This window comes from Bacillus sp. FSL W8-0183 (genome assembly GCF_038006825.1).
GTDB lineage: Bacteria > Bacillota > Bacilli > Bacillales > Bacillaceae > Bacillus > Bacillus altitudinis.
The window spans coordinates 545,095-563,654 of the sequence record NZ_JBBOVY010000001.1; the positions used below are offsets into that span (position 1 = coordinate 545,095).

Consider the following 18,560-nt stretch of genomic DNA (forward strand, 5'->3'; position numbering starts at 1 on the left):
GTACATTTATCGTATGAATAATCCAATCCATCCAACCCAAGAAGACATGAGACTGATTTCGGTGCTGCACGCATTGGCCGATCCCATCCGGTTAGAAATTGTCCGCTGCTTAGCTGAAGCAGGCGAGAGGACATGCGGCACGTATGAGATGAATATTGCCAAATCCACGCTGTCACATCACTTCAAAGTGTTGAGGGAGGCAGGCATCGTGAAAGTGAGAATTGACGGAAAACACCGCTATTATTCTTTAAGAAAAGAAGACATTGAGACCGCTTTTCCTGAACTCGTGTCATCCATTTTAGCCGTAGATAAAGAGCGGTGGTAAGCCAGCTGTCTAGAAAAGCAGCTGGCTGTTTTATTTCCCATAAATCGAGTCATACAGGCGTTTCACCGCTGGCTTAATATCCTCTGGCCGCATATGAGAGAAACCGAGGACGAGCGGGACAAAGCCTTCTTTGTGACCGGGTACATGCTCATCAAGGGTGAAACGGTCCATTCCGTACATTTTTAGCTTTCGCTCTTTGGCACGTTGTAAAATCTCATGCTGCGTGCGATCTGAGCGGAATTCTGCGATAAAATGCAGCCCTGCATTTTCCCCGATAATTCGTACGTTGTCACGAAAGACAGTGTCAAGCTCTCCAATAAGCTGTTTTCGTTTTTCCTCATATAGCCCATTCATTCTTTTAATATGCCGCTGATAGGCGCCATCTTTTATAAAATAAAGAAGGGTGTATTGTGTAAAAAGATTGGCCGTTTGAATAAAAAAGTGCTGTTCTTCTTTATAGCGTCTTAATAAATGCTGCGGTAGCACCATGTAGCTGATCCTCAAGCCGGGCAGCAATGATTTCGAAAAGGTCCCCATATAAATGACTTTGTCATAGCGGTCAAGGCTCTGCAGCGCCGGTATGCTGTCTGTACCGTACTTAAATTCACTGTCATAATCGTCCTCAATGATATAGCGGTCTGGCTGATCAGCTGCCCAGTTTAACAGCTGTATCCGCCGGGAAATCGGCATGATCACCCCTGTTGGGAACTGATGAGAAGGCGTAATGATCAAGACATTTGGCTCTTTCTTCTGGATATCACTCATCCGCACCCCTTTTTGATCAATGCCAATCGTTTCAATCCGGTGATGATTGTTTTTCAGCATTTGATACAGTCTACGGTAGCCGGGGTTTTCTAATCCATATATTTGATCAGCTGGAAGGATGCTAGATAACGAATGAATGAGTGACTGTGTACCCGCACTTAAAATGAGCTGTTCAGGGTAGCATTTGACCCCTCGTGCAAGTCCAATCAGCCGGGCGATCGTTTCCCGTAGCTCATAGACGCCTTGTGGGTGCGGCAGCTCACCAAAGGCTTCTTGGTGGAGATGAATCGCTTTTTGCTCACTTTTCAGCCAGCTTTTAAAAGGAAAATTGGCTGTATCAACAGAAATATGTGAAAAGGAATACCAGTCATCTCGCTCAATCGGATTCTCTTTTAAATCCGCTGGAAGGGAAGAGGGTTTCAGTTGACCTGATTCATGAAATGTTTCCAGTGATTCCACGAAAAAGCCTTTCCGTTCAACTGAATATAAATATCCCTCGGCAAGCAGCTGCTGATAGGCGCCATTCACTGAATTGACGCTGACGTTTAAAGTATCTGCTAACTCTCGTTTAGACGGTAATTGATCGTGCGGCTGCAGGTTGCGGTTTAAAATTTCCTCTTTAATTTTCGTGTAAATTTGATGATAAATAAACCCGTTTTCCCCTGTTTGATCTAGTTGAATTGTCAGCATCTCGTCATTCCATCCTCTCTGATACCATGAAAAAAATGATATTGGTACTTTCTATCATACCAAAAAATATTCAGAATAATAAAAAAGACATAAAGGGGATGGATGACAATGAGTCAAACGACAACAAACCGTTTTTCAACAGAGGAATGGCAGGGGAAAAGAGATCAATACGTCGCAAGAGGCGTAAGTAATGGCAACCGTCATCTTGCAGCAAAAGGGAAGGGAGCCGAGCTTTTCGATATTGATGGCAATCGTTTTATCGATTTTGCAGGCGCCATCGGTACATTAAATGTAGGACACTCCCATCCAAAGGTTGTGGAAGCAGTCAAAGCACAGGCAGATAGCCTGATTCACCCAGGATTTAATGTCATGATGTACGAATCCTATATCGAATTGGCAGAAAAACTATGCCACCTCACACCAGGCGACCACGACAAAAAAGCCATTTTCTTAAATTCAGGTGCCGAAGCAGTTGAAAACGCAGTGAAAATTGCCCGTAAATATACGAAAAGACAAGCGGTTGTCTCTTTTACAAGAGGGTTCCACGGAAGAACGAATATGACGATGAGCATGACAAGCAAGGTCAAGCCTTATAAATTTGGATTCGGCCCATTTGCGTCAGAGGTGTATCAAGCGCCGTATCCTTATTACTATCAAAAACCTGAAGGATTAAGCGATGCAGCCTACGACGAATACATCATTGATCAGTTCAATCAATTCTTTGTCGCAACCGTTGCACCAGAAACCGTCGCTTGTGTGGTGATGGAGCCAGTCCAAGGGGAGGGCGGATTCATTGTACCATCGAAGCGTTTTGTCCAGCACGTCGCTTCATTCTGTCAGCAGCATGGAATCGTATTCGTGGCAGATGAGATCCAAACAGGATTCGCAAGAACAGGGAAATACTTTGCGATTGAACACTTCGATGTGGTGCCAGACTTAATCACTGTGTCAAAATCACTTGCAGCTGGCCTGCCGCTGAGCGGGGTCGTTGGCAGAAAAGAATTACTTGATGCAGCGGACCCAGGGGAGCTAGGGGGGACGTATGCTGGCAGTCCATTAGGCTGTGTGGCGGCATTGGCTGTACTTGATATTATTGAAACAGAACAACTGAATGAACGATCTGAACACATTGGACAAGTCATTGAGGACAAAGCGAATGAGTGGAGAAGTCAGTATTCATTCATCGGGGAAGTCCGGCGATTAGGGGCAATGGCGGCCATTGAAATTGTGGAAGATCAAAAAACGCGTACACCAGATAAGAAGACAGCCGCAGCGATTGCAGCTTATGCAAACAAGCAAGGACTACTCTTATTAACGGCAGGGATCAATGGGAATATTATTCGCTTTTTAACACCACTTGTCATCACAGATGAGCTGCTGCAAGAAGGATTAGGGATTATCGAAGACGCCTTCACAGCACGCTAAACAACAAAGGGGGATGGTTGTATGCAAAAACAACAAATGGCTAAAACCATGTCGCAGTCAGACGTACTGTTTTTATCCATTGGTGCAATGCTTGGCTGGGGCTGGGTTGTACTTTCGGGAGATTGGATTTTAACAGCTGGATTTTTAGGAAGTGTGATTGCCTTTGTCATAGGGGGCATTCTCGTCATCTTTATTGGACTAACGTATGCAGAGCTTTCCTCTGCGATTCCAGAAACAGGCGGAGGACTCGTCTTTGTCCAGCGGGCATTTGGGATTAAATCAGCGTTTGTCTCCGCATGGGGCGTATTGTTCGGTTATGTGTCCGTGATTACGTTTGAAGCTGTCGCACTTCCGACAGTCATTGACTATGTCATTCCAACACAGCATGTTGGTTTCCTATGGAATATAGGAGGATGGGATGTTTACTTTACATGGGTATTGATTGGATCTGGCGGTGCGCTGTTTTTAACAGCTCTGAACTACATTGGCGCAAAGCCTGCTGCTATTTTTCAATCGGTGTTCACAGTGGCCATTATCCTGACAGGTTTTCTTCTATTAGGCGGAGCTACATTTAATGGAGATTTTGCAAACCTTGAGCCGATGTTTCAAGGCGGGGTTGGCGGTCTGATGGCTGTGTTAGTGATGATTCCCTTTTTATTCGTTGGGTTTGATGTCATCCCGCAGGTAGCGGCGGAGATTAACGCACCGAAGAAAATCATCGGGAGAATTTTGATTATCTCCATTGTGAGTGCGGTTGTATTTTATCTACTCATTGTCTTTGGAGTAGCGGCAGGATTGTCAAAAGGTCAACTTGAGGCTTCATCACTAGCAACAGCAGATGCCATGGTACAGCTTCTTGGTCATCAGGCGTTTGGGACTGTGCTTGTCATTGGTGGTGTAGCAGGCATTGTGACGAGCTGGAATGCATTTATCATTGGTGCAAGCCGTATCCTCTACGCAATGGCGGAAAGAGGCATGATTTCCAAATGGTTTGCGTATATTCATCCGAAGTATAAAACTCCGACAAATGCCATTTTGTTCTTAGGTGCATTGGCCTTTTTTGCACCATTACTAGGCCGACCTGCCCTCGTGTGGATTGTCAATGCAGGGGGTGTGGGCATCATCGTTGGGTATTTGATTGTGTCCATTGCCTTTATGAGACTTCGCAAGACAGAACCTGAGCTTGAGCGTCCATACCGCATTAAGTATTGGCGGACGACCGGCGTTTTTGCCATTGGACTCAGTCTCCTTTTTCTTTCATTTTATTTTCCAGGGATGCCGGCTTCCTTGTCATGGCCAGCTGAATGGATTTTGCTTTTAGGTTGGGCACTCATTGGGTATATACTATATGTAATGAATCCAAGAACGAAGGAGAAGATAGAGCATGACAAACGAACTCAAAGTGTATAATCCTGCAACCGGAGAAGAAATTGCCTCAGTTGCTCAGCATACAAAAGAACAGATTGAAGATGCGATCACTCGCTCACACAAAGCATTCAAAACATGGGCAAAAACGTCAGCCCATGAACGTGCAAATATCATTCGCAAATGGTTTGATCTCATGATCGAGCATAAAGAAAGACTTGCAAAAATCATCACAGAAGAAAACGGGAAGCCGTATCAAGAAGCATTAGGGGAAATCGTCTATGCCGCTGGATATATTGAATGGTACGCAGAGGAAGCAAAGCGGATTTACGGCAGAACGATCCCATCTCATACGACAAACAAACGCCTATTTGTCACAAAACAGCCAGTCGGTCCTGTTGCCGCCATTACACCATGGAATTTCCCTGCGGCGATGATTACAAGGAAGGCGGCACCAGCGCTTGCGGCGGGCTGTACGTTTATCGTGAAACCTGCTGAAGACACGCCGCTTACGGCCATTGAACTTGTGAAATTAGGCCATGAAGCCGGAATTCCAGAGGATGCCTTGCAATGGGTGATTGGAGATGGAAAAGAAGTGGGGGAAATCTTCACAGATAGTCCATTGATCCGCAAGATCACGTTTACTGGCTCAACACCAGTTGGAAAACATCTCATCAAAAACAGTGCGAGCACAGTGAAGCACGTTTCTATGGAACTTGGCGGTCATGCCCCGCTGATCGTAGATAAGGACGCCAACCTTGAATTGGCTGTGAAACAAGCAGTGGCATCTAAATTCCGTAATGCAGGCCAGACGTGTGTTTGTGCCAATCGCTTAATCGTCCATGAAGAAATTCATGAAGCATTTGCGCAAAGCTTCAGCAAAGAAGTAGAAAAGCTGAAAGTAGGAAATGGTTTTGAAGAAGGCACGTCCATCGGGCCGATTATCAACAAGCGGGGCTTTGATAAAATTGTTGACCAAATTCATGATGCAGTGGAAAAAGGGGCGAAAGTTCTTGTCGGCGGCGATACCCATTTTGACGAGGAGAAGTCGTATTATTTTGTTCAGCCGACGGTGCTAACTCATGTCGACCCTTCAATGAACATTATGCATGAAGAGACGTTTGGTCCAGTTGCACCAATTACGACATTTAGCACATTAGATGAAGCCATTGAATTAGCGAACGATACACCTTTTGGACTTGCGGCTTATTTCTTTACAGAGAATTACCGCAATGGCCTCTATATATCTGAGAATCTAGATTACGGGATTATTGGCTGGAATGACGGGGGACCATCCGCTGTGCAGGCACCTTTCGGCGGTATGAAAGAGAGCGGTATTGGCCGTGAAGGCGGCATCGAAGGCATCGAACCTTATTTAGAAACGAAGTATGTGTCAATTGGTTTAGACGAATAACATGTGAAAAAGACTGTCCGAGAAGCCTCGGCAGTCTTTTTTATGTTAAACAGCCGGTGGGAAAAGTTGATCCACCGTTTCTTTTGTTTCTTTGAGAATCTCGTGGATGTCGTCTGCAGATGCTTGTTCCATGCTGCTGAACAAGAGCCGTTCGACTGGCTCAACGCCGATCAGATCGAAGGCGGCTGTATCTGTCGTCATGTGATGGCTGGGGGTGATGATCATATTTGAATCAAGAAAGGTCCTCGGTGCATCATGCGTATTAATAATGACCCCTTTTTTGTCTCGAAGCAGATTTTTCACCACTCCGTTTTCATTGATCTCATATGCAAACCCCTCTGAAAAAACGCGCTCCACATAACCCTTTAGCATCGCTGGCAAGCCTGTCCACCATATTGGAAAGATAAATGTGAGGACATCGGCTTGCTGAATCAGCTTCTGCTCTCTTTGAACCGGTATCGGCACATGCCCATTTTTCATGGCAGCCTTTTCTGCTGTTGTCAGCTCTGGCGGAAAGCCAATGGCATACACATCACGAACTGTCACATCATGACCATTGTTCAAAAGAGTGCTTACAACAAGATCTAATAGGGTTTGATTTAAGCTTTGCTGGGGATGAGCAAATATGATTAGATGGTTCATCTCATAGCCTCCTAGGTGGTCATGTGTCTCATTATGGCATGCACGAGTATCCTATTCAATCCTATATTGGAAATGATAGGTTGGGAAAATAAAAAGCGACCGCTTGAAAAAACGATCGCTCATGTAAGGTTTATTTCTTTCTAAAAGCAAGCCCAAGTGCAATCAATGCCACAACTAAGGCTGCAATGGACAGACCAAGAACAAGGGGTGAAGAAGAAGCAGAAGCTGTTTCAGATGCCTTTTCTTCTTTTGGTTTTTCTTGCCCATGTGAATCCGTTACGGTATTAGACGCAACAATATTTGTGATCGAATGAGGCTTATCAGCGTCCTTGTCGCCAGTCCATTCAACTACTGATCCATCCTTATAATATTGATACGCATCCCATGCCGCTTCGCCGGCTTTTTCAGGGTTTTTTGCGACAAACACGAATTGCTGGAACTGCCCAGCAAGGACACCATCGCCAGTTGCTTCCCAAGTGACTCTTGTGACTTTTCCGTTTTTCTCTTCAGTTGTTGTTTTCCAGCCAGGCACTGGCTCGTATTGCTGGAATTCTACGCCTTTAGGCATCGTGATGACAACCTTTGTTGTCGGACTGTCGCTTTCAGAAGGTACTTTTAACGTATAGGTTTCCCAAGCATTAGTTGCGGATGTATCAGGTTTGACTGTCACGTGTGCACTTACAGGAATCGCCAGTAAAAATGAAGCGAGAAGCATTGGTAATAAAGCTTTAATGTATTTTTTCATATCATATAAACTCCTTTTAGTTTCTTCTAATGAATGTCGTATCGATGTTGTCAAAAGAACCAGTTAACGCATGAATGTTAATTTTCCAAGTGCCTTTTTCATTTAGTAAGAGGTTTTCAGCCGAGAAGTGTCCATTCTTTAATCGTTTCAGCTGAAACTCGTTAGGCGTTTCATCACCGAACAAGGAGACTTTGTGGATCTTAGCTGTCACAGATTGAATGTCTGTGATCGTTTGTCCATCCTTCTTCGTAAATGCCACCTCGAACGTGTTTTTACCAGGAGCATTCGGGGTAATGCTCAAAGACACAAGGTCACGATGCTCCACCTGATTGGCTGCAAAGAATGGCTCTGGTGCAGGCGGCGGAGGACTTGGGATATTGGTGAATACGGCTGTTAATAGTAAAATAGCGATCCCAATGATCCACTCTGCTCGTAAAGATACGTTTCGTTTCTGCTTCTTTTCCCATCTCAGCATCAAATAATGGACGAGCCCAAGAAGACCCATGATGATAAATAAACCAAGTTTGATTAAGAAGGTGCGTCCATAAGCTGATTGGAAAAGGGCATCAAATGATTGCAGAATAAAAATCGCATTCACAAACCCAGAAAACACAATCAGTCCAACCGAGAGCAGTGCCCACGGATGAAAAGCTGTCAGGGTGCTGCGTATGAGCGGCTGATCTTCATTCGGCAGTTTCTTCATCAAAAGAAGGACAATGGCTGTTAAGCCGCCGACCCAAATAGATGCAGAAATGAGATGAATGAAGTCAAGTGACGTTGTCAGTATTTTATTATCTGTTGCGGCTGGATGACCGATTTGTGCTTTCAGCCAAAGGAGCACGATGAAAATGAGCAGTGGAAACAGCCATACCCGGAAGGAAGTGAAGTTTCCTTTTTTCATCGCCACAATTGTCCAGATCGTCAGTAGAACAAATGACGCCATTAGCATCATCCACAGACTCCCGCCCGAAGTCGACGCAATGGTTTCTTGTAAAAGAGATGGTTGAAATGCCCCTAAAAAGGACACGTCTGCCGCTGATTTAGTTTGAATCGGCAGCTGGAACAAGAGTGCTCCGCCCATCATGATCAATGAAACAGTTAAGAGTCGCTTCATTCGCCGGGCTAAAACGTCGGTTATGGCCGCTTTAAACCATAGAAGCCCAAATAAAATGGTTCCAAGAAATAAGCTAAATGACGTATACAGAAAGGCTTTGTCAATGGTTGAAGCCATATCGATGGATTCACTCGACTGTCCTTGATCTAATTGATCAAATCCTCCATCCGCTTTTCCGATACTAAAAGGAATCATGCCAGACACAGAGTGTCCATCGGCTGATACCGCATTCCATTGAATGGTGTAAATTCCTTTAGGTAAATTCTTTTTTAAAGCTGCTTCCATGATCTTTTGCTCTTTGATGACCGTATCTCCTCGATCTACACGATCCCCTTTTGCATTGAACACCTTAATGGCATGAAATCCACTTTCGATTCCTTCACTAAAGGTGATCGAGACTGCAGGAGGCTGCTGATCCAGCTCTTCATTTGCCACTGGATTTGAGCTCACTACATATGCATGAGCAAATGCCTCTTTTGGCATGAAGAAGGAGAACATGAAGATGAGCAGCAAAAGCCACTTACTATATTTCAACAATGTGAATAACCGCCTTTCTACCTATGAAAATGTCTCATGTATCAGAAAGAAAGCGGCAGTAAACTGTGAGTCACAGAAAAACCGCTCTTTCTATTGTACCGCCCACTCTAAAAGGTAAACGAAACAAATAGCAAGATGGTTCACTTTTTCTGTGTCATGTCTTGTCTGCGCAGACGTTTCTTGAATGTTTGATCAATATAAGCCTATTCGATTTAAGTAGAGGAAACAAGAAGTGACCATTTGAAAGTTGTGAAATTCCAATGAATTTTGCGCCAAAACAACAGTAGATTCAACTTTTACCCCGCTATCATCTATGGTATGCCGAGAGGTGTCACATTATTTTTCAATTTTGTCACACACTAAGTGACAAAGTGACATTTAGTTTCAATTGAAGGGAAAGTGAAAGCGTTTTACGATAGGTATAAGGGCTTCACTGACTCTTGTTCTTATATCTTTTGACCTATAAAGCCCGAAATAAAGGGAGAGAAGAAAGGGGTTTTCACAGATGCAGGAAAAAAGCGGATTCCGCGTGAAAGTACAGCGCTTTGGAAGCTATTTAAGCGGCATGATTATGCCGAATATTGGTGCATTTATTGCATGGGGACTGATTACAGCTTTGTTCATTCCAAGTGGTTATCTTCCGAATGAGCAATTAGCTACACTCGTTGGACCGATGATTAACTACTTACTGCCGCTCTTAATTGGTTACACAGGCGGTAAACTCGTCTATGACCATCGAGGCGGAGTGCTCGGTGCTACGGCTACGATTGGGGTCATTGTTGGCTCAGACATTCCAATGTTTTTAGGTGCCATGATCATGGGGCCGCTGGGCGGTTATCTTATTAAGAAAATCGACCAGCTGTTTAAAGATCGAATCAGATCAGGTTTTGAAATGCTTGTGAATAACTTTACGGCAGGTATCCTCGGTGCCATTTTAGTCGTCATTGCTTTCTACACCATCGGCCCAGTGGTACTAGGTCTGAATAAAGCCCTTGCGGCAGGTGTAGATATCATTGTCAATGCTCATTTACTACCGCTGGCAAGTATCTTCATTGAACCTGCAAAAGTATTATTCTTAAACAACGCGATTAACCAAGGTATTTTAGGTCCGTTAGGGGTCGAGCAAGCAGCGAAGACAGGGCAATCTGTTCTGTTCTTGCTTGAAACAAACCCAGGGCCAGGCTTAGGGGTTCTTCTTGCGTATATGTTCTTTGGAAGAGGAAATGCGAAACAGTCTGCACCAGGTGCCATTGTCATTCAGTTCTTAGGAGGAATCCATGAAATTTACTTCCCGTACATCTTAATGAAACCAAAACTCATTTTGGCTGTCATTGCAGGGGGAGCAAGTGGTGTCCTGACGTTCACATTATTAAATGCAGGATTAAAAGCTGTGCCGTCACCAGGAAGTATTATTGCGCTTATGCTGATGTCTCCAAAAGGCGGTCACCTTGCCGTTTTAGCAGGGGTTGTCGTAGCAGCTATCGTATCGTTCCTTGTCGCATCTGTCATTTTGAAAGCGTCTAAAGAAGTTGACGAAGATTTAACAGCAGCAACAGAAAAGATGCAGGACATGAAAGGCAAGAAAAGTGCAGCAGCCGCTGCTCTTACGGCACAAAAAGAAGACGCTCAAGCAAACGAGCAAGCAGCATCTCCAAGTGATGTCAATCCAGATGACGTGAACAAAATCATCTTTGCCTGCGATGCAGGGATGGGTTCAAGTGCAATGGGTGCGTCCATTCTGAAAAACAAAGTGAAAAAGGCAGAGCTTGATATCGATGTGACAAACACATCTATCAGCAACATCCCAGACGATGCGGATGTTGTCTTTACTCATAAAGATTTAACAGACAGAGCAAAGGCAAAGCTGCCAGGCGCTGTGCATATCTCAGTGGATAATTTCTTAAACAGCCCGAAATATGATGAGCTGATTGAGAAATTGAAAAAATAACATGACGAAACGGGTTGAGTCCAATTTTTCCTAATTGAACTCCCCGTTTTGGTTGTTTTCCTGATTTTTATTCTAAAAAAGGTGTGTGATCATGTATGAAACAAGTACTTTCTAAAGACAATATTTTTCTAAACGAACAAGCAGGTTCTAAAGAAGAAGCCATCAAAAAAGCAGGCGAAGTCCTCGTAGCAAACGGCTATGTCACAAGTGATTATGTCGACAAAATGTTTGAAAGAGAAGAGATCTCTTCTACATTTATGGGGAACGGCATTGCAATCCCTCATGGAACAGAGGATGCGAAAGCGGCTGTCCTTCATTCAGGGATTTCGATTATCCAAATTCCAGATGGTGTTGAATATGGTGAAGGAAATGTGGCGAAAGTCGTCTTTGGGATCGCTGGGAAAAACAACGAGCATCTTGATATTCTGTCTCAAATTGCGATTGTCTGTTCAGAAGAAGAAAATGTAGAACGGATCATTCATGCAAAGGATCAGGATGAACTGATCGCCATCTTTAACGAGGTGAACTAACATGAAGGCACTTCATTTTGGAGCAGGGAATATCGGCAGAGGGTTTATCGGATCTTTGTTAAAGACATCAGGCTTTGAGCTTGTCTTTACCGATGTGAATGAAGCGGTCATCAATGAGCTGAATGAAAGAGGAGAATACACGGTTGAACTGGCAGCACCAGGGCAGAAGCAAGAACTAGTCGGGCCCGTATCAGCGATTAATTCTTCGCAAAATCCAGCAGCATTAACAGAGGCCGTTGCCACAGCCAATTTGATTACAACAGCTGTTGGACCAGCCGTATTGAAGATCATTGCCTCATCGATTGCTGAAGGATTAAAACAAAAAAAGCCTGACCATATCATCAACATCGTGGCATGTGAAAATATGATTGGGGGAAGTGCTCATTTAAAAGAAGCGGTGTTCTCTCATTTAACAGCAGATGAGCAAGCAGCGATATCACAAACCGTTGGCTTTCCAAACGCTGCGGTTGACCGCATTGTTCCGATTCAGCACCATGAGGACATTCTCAAAGTGTCAGTTGAACCATTTTTCGAGTGGGTCATTGATGAGACGGGCTTTATTGGAGATGTTCCGCAAATTGACGGAGCGACCTTTGTCCAAGATTTGACGCCGTATATTGAACGGAAGCTTTTCACCGTCAATACAGGACATGCACTAGCGGCTTATGTCGCGTATCAGCAAGGCGTAAAAACCATTAAAGAAGCTGTTGATACACAAGACATTCGTCAAGTTGTCGAAGGTGCCCTTCATGAAACGGGCAGTTATTTAATTGACGCGTATGGCTTCCGAAAAGAAGAACATGATGCGTATATTCAAAAAATCATCAAGCGATTTGAGAATGCGTTTATTTCCGATGAAGTGACTCGTGTCGCACGCTCTCCTCTTAGAAAGCTGGGAGCAGATGACCGTTTAATCGGTCCAGCGAAAAAGATCAAGCAGCCAGTGTACTTAATCAAAGGGATCACTGCTGCTTTGGCTTACGACTTTGCAGAAGACGAAGAAGCGGTTCGCTTGCAGGCATTAAGGAAAGAAAAAGGCATTGAAGGTGTGCTTCAAGAGGTATGTGGACTCAAACCTGAAGACGATCTCTATCAAGCCATCCTCAAAGAAACCGAGCGATAATCAAAAGATCCCTTTCTAACGTGAAAGGGATTTTTTTCTATGACTTTTTTAATACTTTCCCCTGCATGACGATATATGTAGTAAGGGGGAATTAGAACATGAAAAAGAAAGCGTTTGCTTCAAGAAGTGTCTTTTTTCAATTGATGTCAGCCATTATCGTTATTACAATTTTAACAGGCGGACTTGTAGGAACAACGGGGTATTTTTTAGCGAAAAATGTCTTAATTGATGCAGGGAAAGCAGATTTAAAACACATCGTAAATGGAGCGATGGCCACTCTTGAACAATTGAACGACCGTGTGGAGAAAAAAGAACTGACGCTTGAACATGCGCAGGAACAAGCCCGTATTTATTTGAACGGGCCTAAAAATGACGACGGCAAAGGGTATCAATTTCAAAAATCAGATTTCATCTATAAAAATAAAGGCTACCTTGTCGCATATGGAGCCGATTATTCATCACAGGTTCATCCGGTTAACGACATCGGCGTCATCCCAGATAACACGACAAATCGTCAAAAAATGGTCGCTGGCGCTACAGCAAAAGGCGAGGATGCACACTATATCACCTATATGGATAAAGATGATGCCACGGGGGAAGAAAAGCAAAAACTCGCTTATATGAACCAGTTTACACCGTGGAATTGGAGTATAGGAATCGCCGTATTTCAGGATGAATTTTATAAAGAACTAGAGCAGATGAAGCTCTATATTATTCTCATTACAGCAGGTGTCGCTCTTTTAAGTATGGGTGTCTTTTATTTGGCAGCCCGAGGAAAAGTGAGACTGCTCAAGCAAGTTACGGCTGCTTCAAAAGAAATTGCGGCGGGCAATATTGAACGCACCAGCTTAAAAGAAACCTCGGATGAAATTGGGCAGTTGGCAAAAGGCTTTAATCATATGTCAGGAGAGCTTAGAGCACTTGTGAGCGGTTTGCAGGAAACGAGCAGCCAGCTCCTCGAATCTGCGACAGATCTATCCGCCATCTCTGAAGAAACATCCGCTAGCAGTGAAGAAATTGGCCGAGCGATTGGAGATATCTCAACTGGAACCCTTCATCAGGCATCAGACCTTGAGGTAGCCAATCAACAAATGACTCAGTTCAATCAATCCATTGAAAACGTCAAAGAACAAAGCGACCAGATCAAACGAATTTCAGACCAGTCGAACCAATCTTCCGAGCAGGGTCAGCAAATTGTCCAGCAATTAAAACAATCAAATGAGCAATCCATTCAGGCATCTCAAGGCATTCGATCAGGGATTGAGCAGTTAAGTACAAAAGTACAAGATATTTCTCAAATCACAGATACCATTGAAAGCATTTCAAATGAAACGAACTTACTGGCCCTGAATGCGAGCATTGAAGCAGCTCGTGCAGGAGAGCATGGCAAAGGATTCTCGGTTGTGGCGAGTGAAGTGCGGAATTTAGCTGAACAGACAAAGCAATCAGCCGTTCAAATCCAGCAGATGATTCAAGGCATTAAAGAAGAAACGACGGCTACAGCTGGCATGATGTCCAAAACAATGGATCGTTTTGCCGAGCTTGATGAAGCGGTTCACGCAACAGAACAAGAATTCAATTCCATCTCTACATCGATTTCACAAACCATCGTTGAAACAAATGCGATGGCAAAAGAGCTGAACACATTACTGGAACAAAACGACCTCATCACAAAAGCGATGCATGGTGCAGCCCATATTTCTCAAGAAAATGCCGCAGCGATTGAAGAAATCACTGCATCTACAGACGAACAAGTCACCGCCATCTCCAATGTGGCGAAGGCAGCAGAAAGGCTCAATGAGCTAAGCATGCGATTGAATCAAGATATTGCACGTTATCGTTTATAAGGTATGGTCAAACGGACGTCGAGAAGTCGATGGCCGTTTTTTTATTTAGACAACTTTCGTCCTTATTGCCCGTCGCTTTTGATTTGTTTGGTACGTTCGATAGGCTTTCCAAGCATTGGCACATAAAAGCCCTGTGAGTAAGTAAGATAGGCTGTTAAATAAATAGAAGTCCACACACGAAACGACAGCACACAGAATACCAAAGATGATTTGATCACGATTCTTTGCTGGTGAAGTAGGTGGATCAGTCAACATAAAGAACGCAAGAAACAAGACAGCATTCAAGTAGGGCGTAATAAAAGCAGATGATGCATCCGTTAAGCCAATGAATCCCAATATGAGGTGGATCAGGCCGTATGCTGCTAAAAAGGCGAAAACTTGCGGGAATTTTTGTACGCGGCTTGTCACCAAATAACCGCCGACCACCACAAGGAATAGGGTCCACCAAGGTAGAAGAGACATACCGCCCCACCAGCTTTGATTGGAAGAAAATAAAATGACTGAGAGCCATAAACCAAACGCAGCTGGATTCAAAATCGGTTTCTTTTGATAAGTGATGACATGCTTAGATAAAATGGCTGCTGCGGCTGTGAAAACAGAAACAGCAAAAGAAGTAGCTGGACTTAGAACAATGCCAATAATCAGCCCTGTGAGCAGAGCTCCATCAGGGAATGTGTGTTTATTGTTTTTCCAAATCACTCTTGAGATGAAAGAGTCAAGAATTAGTGCTGTCCCGATGCTGGTAGCAACTGTAGCGAGACCACTAAGAAAACCAGCGTGCAGACTCCCGGCGGCTAAAAGGACCAAAAGAATGGCGATGACATACCGTTTTGGTGTCCGAATGTAGGCTTTTAGTGAGGGTGATGGTTTCAAAAATGTTTGGTTTGTGATAGGTGCTGGTTGTGATTCCATGAGTGAACCTCCTTCATCTCCGGTGTTACGATCATATCAGCGGTTTGATCTACCATCACGGCAGGTATTTCATGTTCGGCTAAAAATGAATAACCCTCTTCTCGACCTAATAAAAAAGCAGCTGTGGATAGACTATCGGCGAGCATACCAAGTGGTGCAATGACGGTACAGCTTAACAAACTTTGTTCAGACTGTTTCGTTTGAGGGTGTATCAAATGGTGCGTATGAGGATCATAACGACTGATCCGTTCATAGCTTCCAGATGTACAAATCGCACAATTGGTGGTTTGAATGACCGAGATGTTGGTCTGTTTGTGGATGGGATGCCGAATCCCAATTGTCCACTCTTCTTGTTGTTCGTTAAATCCAGATACCAACACATCCCCACCAGCATTCATCATAAAGCCTTCCCATGCTTCAAGCTCTTTTGCGGCAAGATCGCACGCAAATCCCTTTGCAATAGAACCGAAATCCAAAATCAGCGGTTTGTTCAAATAAATCGTCCGATTCTTCTCGTTTAACTGGACGTCACGATAATGAACGGCTGCATGTGGAACGTCATGTGATGAAAAAGTTTGTCCTGTCGTATATAAACGATCGAATCCTTTTTGTTCCATGATTTTTCCGATGGTTGGATCATACTTGCCATTTGTTAACTCGGCTAACTCTAGCGCATAGGCTGTTAAATCGAAAAGCATTTCACTGACTAATACCTCTTGCTTTGAACGATTGGCTAACTTCATGACTTCCGAATCAGAGCGGAAACGGCTAAAACGATGCTCGATATCGTAAAAAATGGAAAAGGCACGGTTGATGTCCTCTAAAACAGCCCGTCGATCTTCTTCATAGGCAACCACTTGAATATTGATAACAGTTCCCATAGCCAGCATGGATTTTTGAAAAGTAATGAGTTTTTGTTGTCCTAACCATTTCATCATGGTGTCTCCTCTCTATGCCTTTGCCTGCTCTAAAGCCTGAGCAACGGCTGTTTCAAAATCCTGAGTACTTAATGTTGCGCCGCTCACCGTATCTACATCAGCACTTTGTCTGATGACCACTTCATTGGGTAATGAGGAAATGGAGCTTTGTCCGTATCTAGTGTTATCACTCGTAATCTCGACAGAAGTGATATTTCCTTGTTTGATGGTAACAGATACACTGATAGAGCCAATCTCATTTGATCCAGTACCAGAGAAAGTACCATCCTTGAGTTCAGTTTCTGAAGTGGTATCTTCTGTTTGAGTGGCGGTAGTATCTGATGTGAGAGATGTATGATTAGAAGCGTCTGTTTGTGTATTTGATTGTGCTGTCTGAACGGCTTGCGCGTGATGGGTAGTTGCATAACCAGTGATGTATAAGCTGCTGATAGCTGCGGTGCAAAGACTAATCATTTTCTTATTTATTTTTGCCATGATGTATCCTACCTCCTATTACGATCTACTATATAGAAGAAATTTGAACAAATCATGAACAAGAAAAGAACGATTTTAGATAATAGGCAATAAGAATCAAGATATTGCACGTTATCGTTTATCATTTATTTTTGACTGTGGTTCATTTATCAGGTAGGATGAAATGAATCTAAACCTTGCTCACGCAATCAAAAAGGAGTGTTTCGTCCATGAAAAAGAAAATATTGATGTTCTTACCTTGTGGCTACGGATACTCCACTGCTGTTTTCTTTTAGGATAGACAAAAATTGGTGAAGTCTGTCTACAGGAAGAAAAACACGCAGAAAAATCATAGTGAGTGAGGGATTTACATGGAGAAAATCACGAGAAAAAATCCAGAAAGTATGCCGAAACCCGTTGGCAACTACAGTCATATCACAAGGGTGCCAAAGGGTGCGGGGTTATTTGTGACATCAGGTCAAGTAGGGACAGGAGCGGATGGACAGATCCCATCAAGCTTAAACGACCAAGTCACCAATACGTTTGAAAATATAAAGAGAATCCTTGCATCAGAAGGGTTGAATGAAGAACACGTCATCAAAGTCAATATTTGGGCAACAGAAAAAATTGATTGGGATCATCTATATCCACAGTGGGATGCAATCTTCAAAACGGCATATCCATCAATGACCGTTGCCTATGTGACTGCATTAGGGTGGCCAGAGCTGAAAATCGAAATAGAGCTATGGTGTGCCGATATTTAATCAAAAAAAGAACAGTGCAAACTGTTCTTTTTTTTGATGAGTATTTATGAAACAGCTTTGAATCGCTTTGTAATGAATGCACCGAGAAATGCACAGACTGTGTAAATGATGACCCAAATGAGAAAAGATTCATTTCCACCAATAGAGGTGAACATCAGAATCACACTCGCAACCAGCACAATCAATGTAGGAAACCAAATGTTCTTTAAAAACAATGTGCCGAAAATACCAATCAGCACAGAGATCATAGGGAAACCAAATACAACGAATAAGACAAAAACAGCCATGTTAATTACTCCTTTGAACCAAATCAACTATTTACATAAAAACATACAACAGTGCTGCACCCATATGCGGAAGGGCAAAGATGATGAAAAGAAAAGCCGTATCAAGACGAAACATCCGGTGTTCTTTTGTTTCAGAGTGATAGGCCGCTCGTGCCTCTTCCCCGTTGGTCCATGCACCCATAAGAAATCCAGATGCAACGAACGCAATAATAGAGATTCCACCACTGACGAATCCAATCCATTCATGGTGCTGTAATATGAGCGCCGCACTGCAAATCAACAGCATGGAGCAAACACCAGCAAAAAAAGCATGTTTCTTTCTCATTATGCTTCACTCCTTCAGACAGGTATTAGGAGACCGCATCACATATTTCAATGAAATGTCCATCAGGATCAGACACATAACTGACCGTTTGTCCCCACGGCTTCTTGGCAGGTTCCTTGATGACAGGTACTCCTTTTTCCTTCAAGGATGCAATTGTTTCATTCACATCATCCACAACAAAGCCAATCTCAAACGTTTGTGACGAGCTAACTGCCTCTGGAACAGGCAGACCAAGTGACTCTTTCACATCTTGGCGTGAATTAATCGATAAAGTCACTTCTCCTGTATCAAACTCAACATAGGATTCAACTCTCAATTTAATCGGGAAACCGAGGATATGATGGTAGAACTGAATACTTGCTTCAACATCGTTTACATATAGAATGGTATATTTCATTTTCATGTGGAAAG

19 protein-coding genes are annotated in these 18,560 nt (G+C 43.5%); 9 read left to right on the top strand and 10 right to left on the bottom strand.

Annotation, left to right across the window (positions count from 1 at the left end; translation table 11 throughout):
- Nucleotides 1-13: 13 nt before the first annotated feature.
- A complete protein-coding gene (locus NSQ64_RS02815; protein ID WP_041091115.1) occupies nucleotides 14-325 on the top strand; it encodes an ArsR/SmtB family transcription factor in 312 nt (103 codons plus the stop codon).
- 30 nt (nucleotides 326-355) lie between these two features.
- On the opposite strand, the gene gabR is transcribed toward NSQ64_RS02815, so the two are convergent.
- The gene (gabR, locus tag NSQ64_RS02820; RefSeq protein ID WP_217967545.1) at nucleotides 356-1,780 is read right to left on the bottom strand and encodes a MocR-like transcriptional regulator GabR; all 1,425 of its coding nucleotides are present in this window, start codon (nucleotides 1,778-1,780) and stop codon (nucleotides 356-358) included.
- Nucleotides 1,781-1,888: 108 nt separating this feature from the next.
- Here gabR and gabT point away from each other — a divergent pair, with 108 nt between their 5' ends.
- Genes gabT through NSQ64_RS02835 form a run of 3 tightly spaced genes read left to right on the top strand, consistent with a single transcriptional unit; the run spans nucleotide 1,889 to nucleotide 5,984 of the window.
- The gene (gene gabT / locus NSQ64_RS02825) at nucleotides 1,889-3,205 is read left to right on the top strand and encodes a 4-aminobutyrate--2-oxoglutarate transaminase (RefSeq protein ID WP_058336807.1); all 1,317 of its coding nucleotides are present in this window, start codon (nucleotides 1,889-1,891) and stop codon (nucleotides 3,203-3,205) included.
- 21 nt (nucleotides 3,206-3,226) lie between these two features.
- Nucleotides 3,227-4,615, top strand: a complete 1,389-nt coding sequence (locus NSQ64_RS02830) for an APC family permease (RefSeq protein ID WP_039166214.1) — start codon at nucleotides 3,227-3,229, stop codon at nucleotides 4,613-4,615.
- Nucleotides 4,590-5,984, top strand: a complete 1,395-nt coding sequence (locus NSQ64_RS02835; protein ID WP_327862151.1) for an NAD-dependent succinate-semialdehyde dehydrogenase — start codon at nucleotides 4,590-4,592, stop codon at nucleotides 5,982-5,984. The genes NSQ64_RS02830 and NSQ64_RS02835 overlap by 26 nt, the downstream gene beginning before the upstream one ends.
- A 45-nt stretch (nucleotides 5,985-6,029) precedes the next feature.
- Here NSQ64_RS02835 and NSQ64_RS02840 read toward each other — a convergent pair whose 3' ends face one another.
- From NSQ64_RS02840 to NSQ64_RS02850, 3 genes are all read right to left on the bottom strand, one after another.
- Entirely contained in the window at nucleotides 6,030-6,626 is a 597-nt protein-coding gene (locus tag NSQ64_RS02840; RefSeq protein ID WP_039166209.1) for an NAD(P)H-dependent oxidoreductase, read from the bottom strand.
- Between the two features lie 130 nt (nucleotides 6,627-6,756).
- A complete protein-coding gene (locus NSQ64_RS02845; RefSeq protein WP_341014961.1) occupies nucleotides 6,757-7,371 on the bottom strand; it encodes a YcnI family copper-binding membrane protein in 615 nt (204 codons plus the stop codon).
- A 16-nt stretch (nucleotides 7,372-7,387) separates the two neighbouring features.
- Nucleotides 7,388-9,022, bottom strand: a complete 1,635-nt coding sequence (locus tag NSQ64_RS02850; protein WP_341014962.1) for a copper resistance CopC/CopD family protein — start codon at nucleotides 9,020-9,022, stop codon at nucleotides 7,388-7,390.
- Nucleotides 9,023-9,527: 505 nt separating this feature from the next.
- Here NSQ64_RS02850 and NSQ64_RS02855 point away from each other — a divergent pair.
- The 4 genes from NSQ64_RS02855 (at nucleotide 9,528) to NSQ64_RS02870 (ending at nucleotide 14,470) form a co-directional block, all read left to right on the top strand.
- The gene (locus NSQ64_RS02855; RefSeq protein ID WP_341014963.1) at nucleotides 9,528-10,970 is read left to right on the top strand and encodes a PTS mannitol transporter subunit IICB; all 1,443 of its coding nucleotides are present in this window, start codon (nucleotides 9,528-9,530) and stop codon (nucleotides 10,968-10,970) included.
- A gap of 95 nt (nucleotides 10,971-11,065) precedes the next feature.
- Nucleotides 11,066-11,500 (top strand): PTS sugar transporter subunit IIA, encoded by a 435-nt coding sequence (locus tag NSQ64_RS02860; RefSeq protein WP_019743148.1) that lies wholly within the window; start codon nucleotides 11,066-11,068, stop codon nucleotides 11,498-11,500.
- A gap of 1 nt (nucleotide 11,501) precedes the next feature.
- A complete protein-coding gene (locus tag NSQ64_RS02865; protein ID WP_341014966.1) occupies nucleotides 11,502-12,623 on the top strand; it encodes a mannitol-1-phosphate 5-dehydrogenase in 1,122 nt (373 codons plus the stop codon).
- 98 nt (nucleotides 12,624-12,721) lie between these two features.
- Nucleotides 12,722-14,470, top strand: a complete 1,749-nt coding sequence (locus NSQ64_RS02870; RefSeq protein ID WP_341014967.1) for a methyl-accepting chemotaxis protein — start codon at nucleotides 12,722-12,724, stop codon at nucleotides 14,468-14,470.
- 45 nt (nucleotides 14,471-14,515) lie between these two features.
- Here the strand turns inward: NSQ64_RS02870 and NSQ64_RS02875 are convergent, their stop codons facing one another.
- The 3 genes from NSQ64_RS02875 to NSQ64_RS02885 are packed head-to-tail and all read right to left on the bottom strand — an operon-like array spanning nucleotide 14,516 to nucleotide 16,794.
- Nucleotides 14,516-15,382, bottom strand: coding sequence for an RnfABCDGE type electron transport complex subunit D (locus tag NSQ64_RS02875; RefSeq protein ID WP_274660796.1), 867 nt, complete (start codon nucleotides 15,380-15,382; stop codon nucleotides 14,516-14,518).
- Nucleotides 15,340-16,317 carry an FAD:protein FMN transferase gene (locus NSQ64_RS02880; RefSeq protein WP_160758168.1) on the bottom strand — a complete coding sequence of 326 codons (978 nt, stop codon included), beginning with the start codon at nucleotides 16,315-16,317 and terminating at the stop codon, nucleotides 15,340-15,342. The genes NSQ64_RS02875 and NSQ64_RS02880 overlap by 43 nt, the downstream gene beginning before the upstream one ends.
- Nucleotides 16,318-16,332: 15 nt before the next feature.
- Nucleotides 16,333-16,794 carry an FMN-binding protein gene (locus tag NSQ64_RS02885; RefSeq protein WP_096881014.1) on the bottom strand — a complete coding sequence of 154 codons (462 nt, stop codon included), beginning with the start codon at nucleotides 16,792-16,794 and terminating at the stop codon, nucleotides 16,333-16,335.
- 350 nt (nucleotides 16,795-17,144) lie between these two features.
- On the opposite strand from NSQ64_RS02885, the gene NSQ64_RS02890 reads away from it, so the two are divergent.
- The gene (locus tag NSQ64_RS02890) at nucleotides 17,145-17,537 is read left to right on the top strand and encodes a RidA family protein (RefSeq protein WP_144679590.1); all 393 of its coding nucleotides are present in this window, start codon (nucleotides 17,145-17,147) and stop codon (nucleotides 17,535-17,537) included.
- Nucleotides 17,538-17,581: 44 nt separating this feature from the next.
- Here the strand turns inward: NSQ64_RS02890 and NSQ64_RS02895 are convergent, their stop codons facing one another.
- From NSQ64_RS02895 to NSQ64_RS02905, 3 genes are read right to left on the bottom strand one after another with little or no spacing between them, the layout of a single operon-like run.
- Nucleotides 17,582-17,824 carry a DUF2651 family protein gene (locus NSQ64_RS02895; protein ID WP_017358500.1) on the bottom strand — a complete coding sequence of 81 codons (243 nt, stop codon included), beginning with the start codon at nucleotides 17,822-17,824 and terminating at the stop codon, nucleotides 17,582-17,584.
- 31 nt (nucleotides 17,825-17,855) lie between these two features.
- Nucleotides 17,856-18,149, bottom strand: a complete 294-nt coding sequence (locus NSQ64_RS02900; RefSeq protein ID WP_017358499.1) for a DUF5316 family protein — start codon at nucleotides 18,147-18,149, stop codon at nucleotides 17,856-17,858.
- Nucleotides 18,150-18,174: 25 nt separating this feature from the next.
- A complete protein-coding gene (locus NSQ64_RS02905; protein WP_058336799.1) occupies nucleotides 18,175-18,552 on the bottom strand; it encodes a VOC family protein in 378 nt (125 codons plus the stop codon).
- Nucleotides 18,553-18,560: the final 8 nt, after the last annotated feature.

Bases quoted from the DNA above. Each gene is read 5' to 3' on its own strand.
- NSQ64_RS02880 (WP_160758168.1), bottom strand. From the start codon at position 16,317: ATGAAATGGTTAGGACAACAAAAACTCATTACTTTTCAAAAATCCATG.
- NSQ64_RS02900 (WP_017358499.1), bottom strand. From the start codon at position 18,149: ATGAGAAAGAAACATGCTTTTTTTGCTGGTGTTTGCTCCATGCTGTTG.
- NSQ64_RS02905 (WP_058336799.1), bottom strand. From the start codon at position 18,552: ATGAAAATGAAATATACCATTCTATATGTAAACGATGTTGAAGCAAGT.
- NSQ64_RS02835 (WP_327862151.1), top strand. From the start codon at position 4,590: ATGACAAACGAACTCAAAGTGTATAATCCTGCAACCGGAGAAGAAATT.
- NSQ64_RS02845 (WP_341014961.1), bottom strand. From the start codon at position 7,371: ATGAAAAAATACATTAAAGCTTTATTACCAATGCTTCTCGCTTCATTT.
- gabT (WP_058336807.1), top strand. From the start codon at position 1,889: ATGAGTCAAACGACAACAAACCGTTTTTCAACAGAGGAATGGCAGGGG.
- NSQ64_RS02870 (WP_341014967.1), top strand. From the start codon at position 12,722: ATGAAAAAGAAAGCGTTTGCTTCAAGAAGTGTCTTTTTTCAATTGATG.
- gabR (WP_217967545.1), bottom strand. From the start codon at position 1,780: ATGCTGACAATTCAACTAGATCAAACAGGGGAAAACGGGTTTATTTAT.
- NSQ64_RS02885 (WP_096881014.1), bottom strand. From the start codon at position 16,794: ATGGCAAAAATAAATAAGAAAATGATTAGTCTTTGCACCGCAGCTATC.
- NSQ64_RS02860 (WP_019743148.1), top strand. From the start codon at position 11,066: ATGAAACAAGTACTTTCTAAAGACAATATTTTTCTAAACGAACAAGCA.
- NSQ64_RS02815 (WP_041091115.1), top strand. From the start codon at position 14: ATGAATAATCCAATCCATCCAACCCAAGAAGACATGAGACTGATTTCG.
- NSQ64_RS02865 (WP_341014966.1), top strand. From the start codon at position 11,502: ATGAAGGCACTTCATTTTGGAGCAGGGAATATCGGCAGAGGGTTTATC.
- NSQ64_RS02830 (WP_039166214.1), top strand. From the start codon at position 3,227: ATGCAAAAACAACAAATGGCTAAAACCATGTCGCAGTCAGACGTACTG.
- NSQ64_RS02895 (WP_017358500.1), bottom strand. From the start codon at position 17,824: ATGGCTGTTTTTGTCTTATTCGTTGTATTTGGTTTCCCTATGATCTCT.
- NSQ64_RS02875 (WP_274660796.1), bottom strand. From the start codon at position 15,382: ATGGAATCACAACCAGCACCTATCACAAACCAAACATTTTTGAAACCA.
- NSQ64_RS02890 (WP_144679590.1), top strand. From the start codon at position 17,145: ATGGAGAAAATCACGAGAAAAAATCCAGAAAGTATGCCGAAACCCGTT.
- NSQ64_RS02840 (WP_039166209.1), bottom strand. From the start codon at position 6,626: ATGAACCATCTAATCATATTTGCTCATCCCCAGCAAAGCTTAAATCAA.
- NSQ64_RS02855 (WP_341014963.1), top strand. From the start codon at position 9,528: ATGCAGGAAAAAAGCGGATTCCGCGTGAAAGTACAGCGCTTTGGAAGC.